Source organism: Serinicoccus shuyuelongi, from assembly GCF_045032955.1.
Taxonomy (GTDB): domain Bacteria; phylum Actinomycetota; class Actinomycetes; order Actinomycetales; family Dermatophilaceae; genus Ornithinicoccus.
Genome location: NZ_JBJFZU010000008.1, coordinates 86249 through 99303, shown reverse-complemented (window position 1 = coordinate 99303; position 13055 = coordinate 86249). Strand labels below are relative to the sequence as shown.

Genomic DNA, 13055 nt, shown 5'->3' with positions numbered 1-13055 from the left:
GTGACGATGACGACGACCACGACGACGAGCCGCACCTTCAAGGGCATCCTCGGCGAGAAGCTCGGGATGACCCAGGTCTGGGACGCCGACAACAAGCTGGTACCTGTGACGGTCATCAAGGCCGGTCCGGCTGTCGTCACCCAGGTCCGCAACGTCGGGACCGACGGTTACGACGCGGTGCAGATCGCCTACGGGACGATCGACCCGCGGAAGGTGACGCAGCCGCTCAAGGGCCACTTCGCCAAGGCCGGGGTCACCCCGCGCCGGCACATGGTCGAGCTGCGCACCGCCGACGCCGCCGAGTACGAGCTCGGTCAGGAGCTGACGGCCGAGACCTTCGAGGGTGGACAGACGGTCGACGTGACCGGGACCACCAAGGGCAAGGGCTTCGCCGGCGTCATGAAGCGCCACGGCTTCCACGGCGTGGGTGCCTCGCACGGTGCCCACCGTAACCACCGCAAGCCCGGCTCCATCGGTGGCTGTGCCACCCCGGGGCGGGTCTTCAAGGGTATGCGCATGGCCGGCCGGATGGGCGGCGTGCGTCAGACCACCTCGAACCTGACCGTCCATGCCGTGGACGCAGAGAAGGGCCTGCTGCTGATCAAGGGTGCCGTTCCCGGCGCCCGTGGCGGCGTGGTCCTCGTGCGCACGGCCGCGAAGGGTGCGTGACCTCATGACCTCCATCACCATCACCAAGCCCGCCGGTGGCGACGCCGGCACGGTGGAGCTGCCCGCCGAGCTCTTCGACGTGCAGACCAACGTGCCGCTGATCCACCAGGTGGTCGTCGCGCAGCTGGCCGCAGCCCGCGCCGGGACGCACTCCACCAAGACCCGCGGCGAGGTCCGCGGCGGTGGACGCAAGCCGTACCGGCAGAAGGGCACCGGTCGTGCCCGCCAGGGTTCGACGCGTGCGCCGCAGTTCGCCGGCGGTGGCACCGTCCACGGTCCGCAGCCCCGCAACTACGCGCAGAAGACGCCCAAGAAGATGAAGGCCGCCGCCCTGCGCGGGGCCCTGTCGGACCGGGCGCGTCACGGCCGCATCCACGTGCTGACCGCCCTGGTCGAGGGGGAGAGCCCCTCCACCCGGAGCGCCCGCTCCGCGATCGCGGCGCTGGCGGACCGGCCGAACTTCCTCGTGGTCCTGCACCGCGAGGACGAGCTGGGCCTGCGCAGCGTGCGCAACATGCCCGACGTGCACGTGCTGTTCGTCGACCAGCTCAACACCTACGACGTGCTGTGCGCCGACGACGTGGTCTTCACCCAGGCTGCGCTCGACGTCTTCATCTCGGGCGGCAGCGCCAAGAACGCCGAGGAGACCAAGTGAGCACCCTGATCAGCCGCAAGGACCCGCGCGACGTCCTGCTCTCGCCCGTGGTGTCGGAGAAGTCGTACGCGCTGCTGGACCAGGGCAAGTACACCTTCCTGGTCGACCCGCGTGCCAACAAGTCGGAGATCAAGAAGGCCGTCGAGTCGGTCTTCGGCGTGAAGGTCTCCACCGTGCACACGATGAACCGCTCGGGCAAGGCCCGCCGTACCCGGTTCGGGATGGGCAAGCGCAAGGACACCAAGCGCGCGATCGTGACGCTGCGCGAGGGCACCATCGACATCTTCGGCACGCTCTGAGCCGGGACACTGAGACGAGAAGCTAGAGGAATCCCAGTATGGCTATCCGCAAGTACAAGCCGACGACTCCGGGCCGCCGTGGCTCGAGCGTGGCCGACTTCGTCGAGGTGACCCGCTCCACTCCGGAGAAGTCCCTGGTCAAGCCGTTGTCGAAGTCCGGTGGACGCAACGCGTCCGGTCGGATCACCACGCGCCACATCGGTGGCGGGCACAAGCGTGCCTACCGCGTGATCGACTTCCGCCGGAACGACAAGGACGGCGTCAACGCCAAGGTCGCCCACATCGAGTACGACCCCAACCGGACCGCGCGCATCGCGCTCCTGCACTACACCGACGGCGAGAAGCGGTACATCATCGCGCCGAACCGGCTGAAGCAGGGCGACGTGATCGAGAACGGCCCGTCCGCCGACATCAAGCCCGGCAACAACCTGCCGCTGCGCAACATCCCGGTCGGTACCGTGATCCACGCGATCGAGCTGCGGCCCGGTGGCGGGGCCAAGATCGCCCGCTCCGCCGGCGCCCGCGTGCAGCTGGTGGCCAAGGAGGGTCCGATGGCCCAGCTGCGGATGCCCTCCGGCGAGATCCGCAACGTCGACGCACGCTGCCGCGCCAGCATCGGCGAGGTCGGCAACGCCGAGCAGAGCAACATCAACTGGGGCAAGGCCGGCCGTATGCGGTGGAAGGGCACCCGCCCGACCGTCCGCGGTGTGGTGATGAACCCGGTCGACCACCCCCACGGTGGCGGTGAGGGTCGTACCTCCGGTGGTCGCCACCCGGTGAGCCCCTGGGGCCAGCCCGAGGGCCGTACCCGTAAGCCCAACAAGCCCAGCGACAAGCTGATCGTTCGTCGTCGCCGCAAGAAGCGCTGAGTAGGAGTGAGACGCAAGCATGCCTCGTAGCCTCAAGAAGGGTCCGTTCATCGACGACCACCTCGCCAAGAAGGTGGACGCGCAGAACGAGGCCGGCACGAAGAACGTCATCAAGACCTGGTCCCGCCGATCGATGATCAGCCCCGACATGCTCGGCCACACGCTGGCCGTGCACGACGGCCGCAAGCACGTCCCGGTCTTCGTGACCGAGTCGATGGTCGGCCACAAGCTCGGTGAGTTCGCTCCGACCCGCACGTTCAAGGGTCACGAGAAGGACGACAGGAAGGGCCGGCGGCGATGACGACCACCACCAACACCAGCGAAGAAGGGATCGCCATGGCAGCCAGGGCACAGGCGCGGCACGTCCGCGTCACGCCGATGAAGGCCCGCCGTGTCGTGGACCTGATCCGCGGCAGGCGTGTGCACGACGCCCAGGCCCTCATGCGGTTCGCTCCGCAGAGCGCCAGCGAGGTCGTGCTCAAGGTCCTGAACAGCGCGGTCGCCAACGCACGCCACGCCGCCGAGAACTCCGGCACCGCCTTCGACGAGGCCAGCCTCGTCGTGACGGCCGCGTTCGTGGACGAGGGGCCCACCATGAAGCGGTTCCGGCCGCGGGCCCAGGGTCGCGCCAGCCGAATCAACAAGCGCACGAGCCACATCACCGTGGTCGTGGGCGAGCACATCAAGGGAGGTGCCCGCTGATGGGGCAGAAGATCAACCCGAACGGGTACCGTCTCGGCATCACGACCGACCACCGCAGCCGCTGGTTCGCCGACTCCACCAAGGAGGGTCAGCGTTACCGCGACTACGTGAAGGAAGACGTCGCGATCCGCGAGCTGCTGTCGACCGGTATGGACCGGGCCGGCATCTCGAAGGTCGAGATCGAGCGGACCCGTGACCGGGTCCGCGTGGACATCCACACCGCACGTCCGGGCATCGTCATCGGCCGCCGCGGCGCCGAGGCCGACCGCCTGCGTGGTGCGCTGGAGAAGCTCACCGGCAAGCAGGTCCAGCTCAACATCCTCGAGGTCAAGAACCCCGAGGTGGACTCGCAGCTGGTGGCCCAGGGCATCGCCGAGCAGCTCGCCGCGCGTGTCACCTTCCGTCGGGCCATGCGCAAGGGGATGCAGTCCTCCCTGCGCGCGGGCGCCAAGGGCATCCGCATCCAGTGCTCGGGCCGCCTCGGTGGCGCCGAGATGTCCCGCTCCGAGTTCTACCGAGAGGGCCGGGTGCCGCTGCACACGCTGCGCGCCAACATCGACTACGGCTTCTACGAGGCCAAGACGACGTTCGGTCGCATCGGTGTGAAGGTCTGGATCTACAAGGGCGACATGACCGCCAAGGAGCTCGCCCGCGAGGAGGCCCAGGCCCCCCGCGGTGGTGGCGCCGACCGTCGCGGCGGCCGTGGTGGCCGTGGCCCGGGTGGCCCCGGCCCCGACCGTGGTGACCGCAGGGGTCGGGCCCCGCGTCGTGAGGAGTCGGCCTCGGCCCAGGCTCCCGCGGCGGAGGCGCCCCAGGCCGCTGCCCCAGCTACCACAGAGGGAGAGCAGTCCTGATGTTGATCCCCCGTCGAGTGAAGCACCGCAAGCAGCACCACCCGGACCGCACCGGCAAGGCCAAGGGCGGCACCGAGCTGGCGTTCGGCGACTACGGCATCCAGGCGCTCGCGCCGGCCTACGTCACCAACCGTCAGATCGAGTCCGCGCGTATCGCCATGACCCGGTACATCAAGCGTGGCGGAAAGGTCTGGATCAACATCTACCCGGACCGCCCGCTCACCAAGAAGCCCGCCGAGACCCGCATGGGTTCCGGTAAGGGTTCGCCGGAGTGGTGGATCGCCAACGTCAAGCCCGGGCGCGTCATGTTCGAGCTGTCCGGTGTGTCCGAGGACGTGGCCCGCGAGGCGCTGCGGCTGGCGATGCACAAGCTTCCGATGAAGTCCCGCTTCGTGTCCCGTGAGGGTGGTGACATCTGATGGCCGTCGGTTCCAAGAACCTGACCCCCGAGCAGCTGCGCGGCCTGGAGGCCGGCCCCCTGGCCGACGCTCTGGCCGAGGCCAAGAAGGAGCTGTTCAACCTGCGTTTCCAGTCCGCCACCGGCCAGCTGGAGAGCCACGGTCGGCTGCGCGCGGTCCGCAAGGACATCGCGCGCATCTACACCGAGATGCGCGAGCGTGAGCTCGGCATCGGCCGGGACAGGGCCGACGGCGAGACCGTCGACCAGAACGAGAAGGTGGGCTGAGGATGAGCGAGAGCACCCAGGAGACGCAGGTCGACACCCACGAGCCGAGCCAGAGCTCGCTCGGTCACGGTGGAGACCGTAACTACCGCAAGGTCCGTCAGGGCCTGGTGGTCAGCGACAAGATGGACAAGACCATCGTGGTGCAGGTCGAGGACCGTGTGAAGCACGCCCTCTACGGCAAGGTGCTGCGCACCACCCACAAGGTCAAGGTCCACGACGAGGACAACAGCGCCGGAGTCGGCGACCGCGTCCTCATCATGGAGACCCGCCCGCTGTCGGCCACCAAGCGCTGGCGCGTGGCGGAGATCCTCGAGAAGGCCAAGTAAGAACTCACCCGGGGGGCTGCCGCCCGCCGGGAACCCCCCGCAACACATTCACGACGTTCGGCCAGGCTCGACCCGCAGCACGCGGGAGAGGACCAGCTGACATCTAGGAGAACGAATAGTGATCCAGCAGGAGTCGCGACTGCGCGTCGCCGACAACACCGGTGCCAAGGAGCTCCTGTGCATCCGTGTGCTCGGTGGCTCCGGCCGCCGCTACGCGGGCATCGGAGACACCATCGTGGCCACCGTCAAGGACGCGATCCCCGGCGGCAACGTCAAGAAGGGCGATGTCGTCAAGGCGGTCGTCGTGCGCACCAAGAAGGAGCGTCGTCGTCCCGACGGCAGCTACATCCGTTTCGATGAGAACGCGGCGGTCATCCTCAAGACCGACGGGGACCCCCGTGGTACCCGCATCTTCGGCCCGGTGGGTCGGGAGCTGCGTGACAAGCGGTACATGAGGATCGTCTCGCTCGCACCGGAGGTGATCTGAGCCATGGCGAAGATGAAGATCAAGAAGAACGACCTGGTCCAGGTCATCGCGGGCAAGGACAAGGGTCTGCAGGGCAAGGTCATCGCGGTGCACACCGAGACCGGCCGCGTCCTCGTGGAGGGCGTCAACCGGATCACCAAGCACACCCGTGCCGGTGGTCAGCGGGGCGTCAACACCGGCGGCATCCAGGTCCAGGAGGCGCCGATCCACATCTCCAACGTGATGGTGGTCGACGCGGAGACCAAGAAGCCGACCCGCATCCGGACCCGCGTCGACAGTGTCGAGCGCGGCGACGGCACGGGCCGGGACAAGACGGTGCGCACCCGTGTCGCGGTGCGCTCGGGTAAGGACATCTGAGCATGACTGAGACGATGACGGACAACGCCACCGAGGCGCCGCGGCTGAAGGCCCGGTACCGGGCGGAGATCACGCCGGCCATGACCAGCGAGTTCGGCTACACGAACCCGATGCAGGTCCCCGGCCTGGTGAAGATCACCGTGAACATGGGCGTCGGCGAGGCGGCCCGTGACAGCAAGCTGATCGAGGGCGCGATCCGTGACCTGACCACGATCACCGGCCAAAAGCCGTCGGTGACCAAGGCACGCAAGTCGATCGCCCAGTTCAAGCTGCGCGAGGGTATGCCGATCGGCACCCACGTGACGCTGCGCGGTGACCGCATGTGGGAGTTCCTGGACCGTCTGCTGTCGCTGGCGCTCCCGCGCATCCGCGACTTCCGCGGTCTGTCCCCCCGGCAGTTCGACGGTAACGGCAACTACACCTTCGGCCTGACCGAGCAGTCGATGTTCCACGAGATCGACCAGGACAAGATCGACCGGGTCCGCGGCATGGACATCACGGTCGTCACCACCGCCAAGACCGACGACGAGGGCCGGGCGCTGCTCAAGCACCTGGGCTTCCCGTTCAAGGAGAACTGACCGATGGCCAAGACCGCCCTAGTCAACAAGGCGAACCGCAAGCCGAAGTTCAAGGTGCGTGGCTACACCCGCTGCCAGCGGTGCGGCCGTCCGCACTCGGTCTACCGCAAGTTCGGCCTGTGCCGGATCTGCCTGCGTGAGATGGCGCACCGCGGCGAGCTGCCCGGCGTGACCAAGTCGAGCTGGTGAGACGGGGAGCTCCCCGTCCCGCCGCACGACATACCTGACCAACCGACGTCACCCCTACCTGGAACATCGAAGGTCGCCCGGACACCCGGGGGAAACCGCGATGAGAAAGGGCATGAAGCCCCATGACCATGACCGACCCGATCGCGGACATGCTGACCCGGATCCGTAACGCCAACTCGGCGCACAAGGACCAGGTCACCATGCCGTACTCCAAGCTCAAGGCGAACATCGCCGACATCCTGAAGGCCGAGGGCTACATCGCCTCCTGGTCCAGCGCGGATGCCGAGGTGGGTATGAGCCTGTCCATCGACCTCAAGTACGGCCCCAACCGTGAGCGCTCCATCGCCGGTGTGCGTCGCGTCTCCAAGCCGGGCCTGCGTGTCTACGCGAAGTCCACCAACCTGCCCCGCGTGCTGGGCGGCCTCGGAGTGGCGATCCTGTCCACCTCCTCGGGTCTGCTCACCGACCGTCAGGCAGCCGAGAAGGGCGTCGGCGGCGAAGTGCTCGCCTACGTCTGGTGACCGGAAAGTACGAAAGGAGCTCTTAGAAATGTCTCGTATCGGACGACTTCCCGTCACCATCCCCTCCGGCGTCGACGTGGCCATCGATGGCTCGACCGTCACGGTGAAGGGTCCCAAGGGCCAGCTCGCGCTGGACGTCGTGGACCCCATCTCCGTCGCCCAGGGCGAGGACGGCAGCATCGAGGTCACCCGGCCCAACGACGAGCGCGACTCGCGCTCCCGCCACGGCCTGACCCGCAGCCTCATCGCCAACATGGTCGAGGGTGTGACCAGCGGCTACACCAAGAAGCTGGAGATCCACGGCACCGGCTACCGGGTGCTGGCGAAGGGCAGCGACCTCGAGTTCGCGCTCGGCTACAGCCACTCCATCACGATCAAGGCCCCGGAGGGCATCACCTTCGCGGTCGAGAACCCCACCCGGTTCTCGATCTCGGGCATCGACAAGCAGCAGGTCGGCGAGGTCGCTGCCAACATCCGCAAGCTCCGCAAGCCCGACCCGTACAAGGGCAAGGGTGTGCGGTACGAGGGTGAGCAGATCCGCCGCAAGGTCGGAAAGGCTGGTAAGTAAGCCATGGCACAGATCATCGTCAAGCGCGCCAAGAGCAAGAGCGCGGCCCGTGGCCGTCGCCACCTGCGCCTGCGCAAGAAGATCAGCGGGACGGCCGAGCGTCCCCGCATCGTCGTGAACCGGTCCTCGCGCCACGTCTTCGTCCAGCTCGTGGACGACACCCGGAGCGCCACCCTGGTCTCCGCCTCGACCATGGAGGCCGACCTGCGCGCCCTGGACGGGGACAAGACCGCCAAGGCACGACGCGTCGGCGAGCTCATCGCCGAGCGCGCCAAGGCCGCCGGCGTCGAGTCCGCGGTCTTCGACCGTGGTGGTAACCGTTACGCCGGCCGTGTGGCCGCCATCGCGGAGGGCGCCCGCGAGGGCGGCCTGTCGCTCTGACAGACCCGACAGACAAGGAAAGAGGAACTTCCTATGGCTGGTGACTTCCAGCGCCGCGGCTCCGGTGGCAGCAGTGCCACCGGTGACGCCCGCGACAACCGTCGGGGCAACCGCGACAACAACCGAGACAACCGCGGCGGCCGCGGTGGTCAGGACGACCGCAACCAGTACCTGGAGCGCGTCGTCACGATCAACCGTGTGTCCAAGGTCGTCAAGGGCGGCCGCCGCTTCAGCTTCACCGCGCTCGTCGTGGTGGGTGACGGCGGCGGCACCGTCGGCGTCGGCTACGGCAAGGCCAAGGAGGTGCCCGCCGCGATCGCCAAGGGCGTGGAGGAGGCGAAGAAGAACTTCTTCCGCGTCCCCAAGATCGCCGGCACCATCCCGCACCCGGTCCAGGGTGAGGCCGCTGCCGGTGTCGTCATGCTCAAGCCGGCCAGCCCGGGTACCGGTGTCATCGCCGGTGGCCCGGTCCGCGCCGTCCTCGAGTGCGCCGGCATCCACGACGTGCTGAGCAAGTCGCTCGGCTCCAGCAACTCGATCAACATCGTGCACGCCACCGTTGCGGCGCTGCAGGGTCTCGAGCAGCCGGAGGCAGTGGCGGCCCGCCGGGGCAAGACGCTCGAGGAGGTGGCCCCGATGGCGATGCTGCGTGCTCGTGCCGAGGCCGCCGCCGAGGCGAAGGCTGGTGCCTGATGAGCAAGCTCAAGGTGACCCAGATCAAGTCCACCGTCGGCACCAAGCACATGCACCGGGAGACCGTCCGGAGCCTGGGCCTGAAGCGGATCGGTGACACCGTCGTCAAGGAAGACCGCCCCGAGTTCCGGGGGATGGTCCGCACGGTCGCCCACCTGGTGACCGTCGAGGAGGTTGACTGACCATGGCAGACACGAAGGCGACGTCGGAGCACGCGCTGAAGGTCCACCACCTGCGTCCGGCCCCGGGTGCCAAGACCGCCAAGACCCGTGTGGGTCGTGGCGAGGCGTCCAAGGGCAAGACGGCAGGACGTGGCACCAAGGGCACCAAGGCCCGCTACCAGGTGCCGGCCACGTTCGAGGGTGGCCAGACCCCGATGCACATGCGGCTGCCCAAGCTGCGGGGTTTCAAGAACCCGTTCAAGGTGACCTACCAGGTCGTCAACCTGGACATGCTCGCCAGCCTGTTCCCCGAGGGGGGCACCGTGAGCGCCCAGGAGATGGTCGCCAAGGGTGCCGTCCGCAAGGGCCAGCCCGTCAAGGTGCTGGGCAGCGGGGACATCTCCGTCAAGCTCGACGTGACGGCGCACAAGTTCTCGGCCTCCGCCAAGGAGAAGATCGAGGCGGCCGGCGGTTCGGTCACCGAGGTCTGAGCTTCACCGCAGTGACCACGTGAGGCCCTGCGTCGCCACGGCGACGCCAGGGCCTCACGTGTTTCCACCCCCGCACCCACCCGGGTGTTATCGTCATCAGCGATCCATGCTCGCTCCTCGGGCGCGCCGCCGTCCGAGCTGCGCGTGACCCGGGGACCCACAGGAGGACCTGAATGCTCTCCGCCTTCGCGCGCGCGTTCAAGACGCCGGATCTTCGGAAGAAGATCCTCTTCACGCTCGCCATCATGACGTTGTACCGGCTCGGGACGCACATCCCGACGCCCGGTGTCGACTACGGACTCGTGCAGCAGTGCCTCAACACGGCGCAGCTGTCCGGCAACGTGCTCGGCATGGTGAACCTGTTCTCCGGTGGCGCCATGGTGCAGCTGTCGATCTTCGCGCTGGGCATCATGCCCTACATCACCGCGGCGATCATCGTGCAGCTGCTGACCGTGGTCATCCCTCGCTTCGAGCAGCTCAAGAAGGAGGGGCAGGCGGGCCAGACGAAGATGACCCAGTACACCCGCTACCTCACCATCGGGCTCGCGGTGCTGCAGGCGTCCACGCTGGTGACGATCGCACGGGAGCCGGCCCGGTTGTTCGGGGCCAGCTGTGCCTCGGTGATGCCGGACGACGGCATCTGGACCCTCACGCTGATGGTGCTGACGATGACCGCCGGTACCGGGCTGATCATGTGGCTCGGTGAGCTGATCACCGAGAAGGGCGTCGGCAACGGCATGTCCCTGCTGATCTTCATCTCGATCGCCGCGGGCTTCCCCGGTGCCCTCGGCTCGATCTACCAGTCGTCGGTGTCCACCTTCGTGCTGGTGATGCTGATGGGTCTGGCGATCATGACCCTGGTCGTCTACGTCGAGCAGTGCCAGCGCCGGATCCCGGTGCAGTATGCCAAGCGGATGGTCGGCCGACGCCAGTACGGCGGGACCTCGACCTACATCCCGCTGAAGCTCAACATGGCCAACGTGATCCCGATCATCTTCGCCAGCTCGATCCTGATGCTGCCCTCGCTGATGGCCAACTTCAACCGGCCCACCGACCCGGGCGCCTCCGCGCCGGGATGGGTGACCTTCATCGACCGGTACCTGTCCATGGGGGTGGCCGGGTCCGGTACGCACTGGGCCTACATGCTCATCTACGCGGCGATGATCATCTTCTTCTGCTTCTTCTACACGTCGGTGACGTTCAACCCGACCGAGGTCGCGGACAACATGAAGCGCTACGGCGGCTTCATCCCCGGCATCCGGGCCGGGCGCCCCACCGCGGAGTACCTGCAGTACGTCATCACCCGGATCACCACCCCCGGCTCGCTCTACCTGGCCGGCCTGGCGCTGATCCCGCTGATCGCGTTCAACGTGCTCTCGGTCCAGGACTTCCCGCTCGGCGGTGCCTCGATCCTGATCATCGTGGGCGTCGGTCTGCAGACGGTGAAGCAGATCGAGTCCCAGCTGCAGCAGCACGACTACGAAGGGTTCCTCCGGTGATGCGACTGATCATGCTGGGCCCGCCCGGTGCCGGCAAGGGCACCCAGGCCGCCCGGGTGTCCGCCGCCCACGACGTCCCGGCGATCTCCACCGGTGACATCTTCCGCGCGAACATCAAGGACGAGACCCCGTTGGGTCTGCAGGTGAAGCAGATCACCGCCTCCGGTGGCTACGTCCCGGACGAGGTCACCAACGCGATCGTCCGGGACCGGCTCGGCGCCGAGGACGCGGCGAGCGGGTTCCTGCTCGACGGGTACCCGCGGACCCCCGGTCAGGTGGAGGCGCTGGACGAGATGCTCGGTGGCGCCGGGCACGCGCTCGACGCCGTGGTCGAGCTCACCGTGGACACCGACGAGGTCGTCCAGCGGTTGCTGACGCGGGCCCAGGATCAGGGTCGCGCGGACGACACCGAAGAGGTCATCCGCGAACGGATGCGCATCTACGCCGAGGAGACGGCGCCGCTGGCCGCCGTCTACAAGGAGCGGGGGCTGCTGCGCCGGGTGGACGGTATGGGGACGGTGGACGAGGTGACCGCGCGGATCGAGGCGGTTCTCGCCCCGGCGTCGGACCAGACCCCCGGCTGATGTCGCTGCTGCGTCGTCGACCGCGTATCGAGGCCAAGACCCCCGAGCAGCTGCTGGCCATGCGCCGTGCCGGGCTGGTGGTGGCCGACACCCTGGCGCTGGTACGTGAGCGTGCCGTGGCCGGGACCAGCACCCGTGAGCTCGACGTCCTCGGTGAGGAGTCGATCCGCACCGCCGGCGCGACGCCCAGCTTCCTGGGCTACCACGGCTTCCGTGGGAGCCTGTGCATCTCGGTCAACGACGAGGTGGTCCACGGGGTCCCGGGGGAGCGGGTGCTGGCCGACGGCGACCTGGTCTCGATCGACTGCGGGGCCATCGTCGACGGCTGGCACGGGGACGCGGCGCTGACCCTGGTCGTCGGCGGTCGGGAGTCCGGCACCGCCGCGGACGTCGCCCTGATGGACGACACCGAGGCCTGTCTCTGGGCCGGCATCGCGGCACTGCGCCCGGGCGGCCGGCTCTTCATGGTGGGCGAGGCCATCGAGACGAGCGTCGACGAGGCGCTGGAACGTCGTCGTGCGGCGGGAGTGCCCGGGGTGGAGGCCTACGGGATCCTCGAGGACTACACCGGCCACGGCATCGGCCGGGAGATGCACATGGAGCCGCACGTGCCCAACTACGCGGTCACCTCCAGCGGGCCGCAGGTACCTGTCGGGGCGACGCTGGCGATCGAGCCGATGGTCACGCTCGGCACGATCGAGACCAGCACGCTGGCCGACGACTGGACCGTGGTCACCGACGACGGCAGCCGTGCCGCGCACTGGGAGCACACGGTCGCGGTGACCGACCGGGGTCTGTGGGTGCTGACCGCGCACGACGGGGGAGAGTCCGGACTGAGCGGGGCCGGCGCCGTCTTCGCGCCGCTGTCCGACTGAGGCGCCCCGGGGACCGACGACGACCGGCGCCGGAGCGGTGCCGGGGGAGGGTGCCCGCCGCGATTAGGGGCTGGGTTGCTCTTCACGTATGATGACATGTCGGTCCCTGTGGGCCGACAGCAGTGCAGTCACGCGAAAAGTGGAGGACATGGCGAAGAAAGACGGTGTCATTGAGATCGAGGGCTCGGTAGTCGAAGCCCTCCCGAACGCGAACTTCCGGGTGGAGCTGACCAACGGACACGTTGTGCTGGCCCACATCTCCGGCAAGATGCGTCAGCACTACATCAGGATCCTCCCCGAGGACCGGGTGGTGGTGGAGCTCAGCCCGTACGACCTGACTCGCGGCCGGATCGTCTTCCGGTACCGCTGACGAATGGTCCTCCGGGCCCATTCCGCACGCACCACGACCGAACAGATCAACACCCACAAAAGGCAGGCAGGCCATGAAGGTTCAGCCGAGCGTGAAGAAGATCTGTGACAAGTGCAAGGTCATCCGGCGTCACGGCCGGGTCATGGTGATCTGCGACAACCTGCGCCACAAGCAGCGCCAGGGCTGAGCAGAGAGCACCTCGCACGCGTCGCAGCTTCCAGGCGTCGACGACACAACTGAAT

General features: G+C 68.0%; 25 protein-coding genes. All 25 read left to right on the top strand.

Features of this window, described 5'->3' with window-relative positions; translation table 11 throughout:
- Positions 1 to 6: 6 nt before the first annotated feature.
- The 25 genes from rplC (at position 7) to rpmJ (ending at position 13000) form a co-directional block, all read left to right on the top strand.
- Positions 7 to 669: a 50S ribosomal protein L3 gene (gene rplC, locus ACI3EY_RS11220; RefSeq protein WP_405036514.1), complete on the top strand. Its 663-nt coding sequence runs from the start codon at positions 7 to 9 to the stop codon at positions 667 to 669.
- 4 nt (positions 670 to 673) lie between these two features.
- Positions 674 to 1324, top strand: coding sequence for a 50S ribosomal protein L4 (rplD, locus tag ACI3EY_RS11215; RefSeq protein ID WP_405036474.1), 651 nt, complete (start codon positions 674 to 676; stop codon positions 1322 to 1324).
- Positions 1321 to 1623: a 50S ribosomal protein L23 gene (rplW, locus tag ACI3EY_RS11210; protein ID WP_405036475.1), complete on the top strand. Its 303-nt coding sequence runs from the start codon at positions 1321 to 1323 to the stop codon at positions 1621 to 1623. Before rplD ends, rplW begins: the two co-directional genes overlap by 4 nt.
- A 38-nt stretch (positions 1624 to 1661) precedes the next feature.
- Positions 1662 to 2492: a 50S ribosomal protein L2 gene (gene rplB / locus ACI3EY_RS11205; RefSeq protein WP_405040459.1), complete on the top strand. Its 831-nt coding sequence runs from the start codon at positions 1662 to 1664 to the stop codon at positions 2490 to 2492.
- Positions 2493 to 2511: 19 nt separating this feature from the next.
- Positions 2512 to 2793: a 30S ribosomal protein S19 gene (gene rpsS / locus ACI3EY_RS11200; protein WP_405036477.1), complete on the top strand. Its 282-nt coding sequence runs from the start codon at positions 2512 to 2514 to the stop codon at positions 2791 to 2793.
- A 35-nt stretch (positions 2794 to 2828) separates the two neighbouring features.
- Positions 2829 to 3194 (top strand): 50S ribosomal protein L22, encoded by a 366-nt coding sequence (gene rplV / locus ACI3EY_RS11195; RefSeq protein WP_405036515.1) that lies wholly within the window; start codon positions 2829 to 2831, stop codon positions 3192 to 3194.
- Positions 3194 to 4048, top strand: a complete 855-nt coding sequence (gene rpsC, locus ACI3EY_RS11190) for a 30S ribosomal protein S3 (protein WP_405036478.1) — start codon at positions 3194 to 3196, stop codon at positions 4046 to 4048. The genes rplV and rpsC overlap by 1 nt, the downstream gene beginning before the upstream one ends.
- Positions 4048 to 4467, top strand: a complete 420-nt coding sequence (rplP, locus tag ACI3EY_RS11185) for a 50S ribosomal protein L16 (RefSeq protein ID WP_405036479.1) — start codon at positions 4048 to 4050, stop codon at positions 4465 to 4467. Before rpsC ends, rplP begins: the two co-directional genes overlap by 1 nt.
- A complete protein-coding gene (gene rpmC / locus ACI3EY_RS11180) occupies positions 4467 to 4733 on the top strand; it encodes a 50S ribosomal protein L29 (protein WP_405036480.1) in 267 nt (88 codons plus the stop codon). The genes rplP and rpmC overlap by 1 nt, the downstream gene beginning before the upstream one ends.
- Before the next feature lie 2 nt (positions 4734 to 4735).
- On the top strand, positions 4736 to 5059 hold the full coding sequence (gene rpsQ / locus ACI3EY_RS11175) for a 30S ribosomal protein S17 (protein WP_405040458.1): 324 nt from the start codon (positions 4736 to 4738) through the stop codon (positions 5057 to 5059).
- A gap of 118 nt (positions 5060 to 5177) precedes the next feature.
- Positions 5178 to 5546: a 50S ribosomal protein L14 gene (rplN, locus tag ACI3EY_RS11170; RefSeq protein ID WP_405036482.1), complete on the top strand. Its 369-nt coding sequence runs from the start codon at positions 5178 to 5180 to the stop codon at positions 5544 to 5546.
- 3 nt (positions 5547 to 5549) lie between these two features.
- Positions 5550 to 5903, top strand: a complete 354-nt coding sequence (gene rplX / locus ACI3EY_RS11165) for a 50S ribosomal protein L24 (RefSeq protein ID WP_405040457.1) — start codon at positions 5550 to 5552, stop codon at positions 5901 to 5903.
- Between the two features lie 14 nt (positions 5904 to 5917).
- A complete protein-coding gene (rplE, locus tag ACI3EY_RS11160) occupies positions 5918 to 6481 on the top strand; it encodes a 50S ribosomal protein L5 (protein WP_405036516.1) in 564 nt (187 codons plus the stop codon).
- A 3-nt stretch (positions 6482 to 6484) separates the two neighbouring features.
- Positions 6485 to 6670, top strand: coding sequence for a type Z 30S ribosomal protein S14 (locus ACI3EY_RS11155; protein ID WP_109473932.1), 186 nt, complete (start codon positions 6485 to 6487; stop codon positions 6668 to 6670).
- 122 nt (positions 6671 to 6792) lie between these two features.
- Positions 6793 to 7191, top strand: coding sequence for a 30S ribosomal protein S8 (gene rpsH, locus ACI3EY_RS11150; RefSeq protein WP_405036484.1), 399 nt, complete (start codon positions 6793 to 6795; stop codon positions 7189 to 7191).
- A 28-nt stretch (positions 7192 to 7219) separates the two neighbouring features.
- Complete coding sequence (gene rplF, locus ACI3EY_RS11145; protein ID WP_405036485.1) at positions 7220 to 7759, top strand: 50S ribosomal protein L6; 540 nt, start codon at positions 7220 to 7222, stop codon at positions 7757 to 7759.
- A gap of 3 nt (positions 7760 to 7762) precedes the next feature.
- Positions 7763 to 8140 (top strand): 50S ribosomal protein L18, encoded by a 378-nt coding sequence (gene rplR, locus ACI3EY_RS11140; protein WP_405036486.1) that lies wholly within the window; start codon positions 7763 to 7765, stop codon positions 8138 to 8140.
- Positions 8141 to 8173: 33 nt separating this feature from the next.
- Positions 8174 to 8833 (top strand): 30S ribosomal protein S5, encoded by a 660-nt coding sequence (gene rpsE, locus ACI3EY_RS11135; protein WP_405040456.1) that lies wholly within the window; start codon positions 8174 to 8176, stop codon positions 8831 to 8833.
- Entirely contained in the window at positions 8833 to 9015 is a 183-nt protein-coding gene (gene rpmD / locus ACI3EY_RS11130; protein ID WP_066641584.1) for a 50S ribosomal protein L30, read from the top strand. The genes rpsE and rpmD overlap by 1 nt, the downstream gene beginning before the upstream one ends.
- Positions 9016 to 9017: 2 nt before the next feature.
- A complete protein-coding gene (gene rplO / locus ACI3EY_RS11125) occupies positions 9018 to 9485 on the top strand; it encodes a 50S ribosomal protein L15 (protein WP_405036488.1) in 468 nt (155 codons plus the stop codon).
- Between the two features lie 173 nt (positions 9486 to 9658).
- A complete protein-coding gene (secY, locus tag ACI3EY_RS11120; protein ID WP_405036489.1) occupies positions 9659 to 10984 on the top strand; it encodes a preprotein translocase subunit SecY in 1326 nt (441 codons plus the stop codon).
- A complete protein-coding gene (locus ACI3EY_RS11115) occupies positions 10984 to 11568 on the top strand; it encodes an adenylate kinase (RefSeq protein WP_405040455.1) in 585 nt (194 codons plus the stop codon). Before secY ends, ACI3EY_RS11115 begins: the two co-directional genes overlap by 1 nt.
- On the top strand, positions 11568 to 12443 hold the full coding sequence (gene map / locus ACI3EY_RS11110) for a type I methionyl aminopeptidase (RefSeq protein ID WP_405036491.1): 876 nt from the start codon (positions 11568 to 11570) through the stop codon (positions 12441 to 12443). The genes ACI3EY_RS11115 and map overlap by 1 nt, the downstream gene beginning before the upstream one ends.
- 148 nt (positions 12444 to 12591) lie before the next feature.
- Positions 12592 to 12813, top strand: coding sequence for a translation initiation factor IF-1 (gene infA / locus ACI3EY_RS11105; protein ID WP_010148648.1), 222 nt, complete (start codon positions 12592 to 12594; stop codon positions 12811 to 12813).
- A gap of 73 nt (positions 12814 to 12886) precedes the next feature.
- The gene (gene rpmJ / locus ACI3EY_RS11100) at positions 12887 to 13000 is read left to right on the top strand and encodes a 50S ribosomal protein L36 (RefSeq protein ID WP_022925314.1); all 114 of its coding nucleotides are present in this window, start codon (positions 12887 to 12889) and stop codon (positions 12998 to 13000) included.
- Positions 13001 to 13055: the final 55 nt, after the last annotated feature.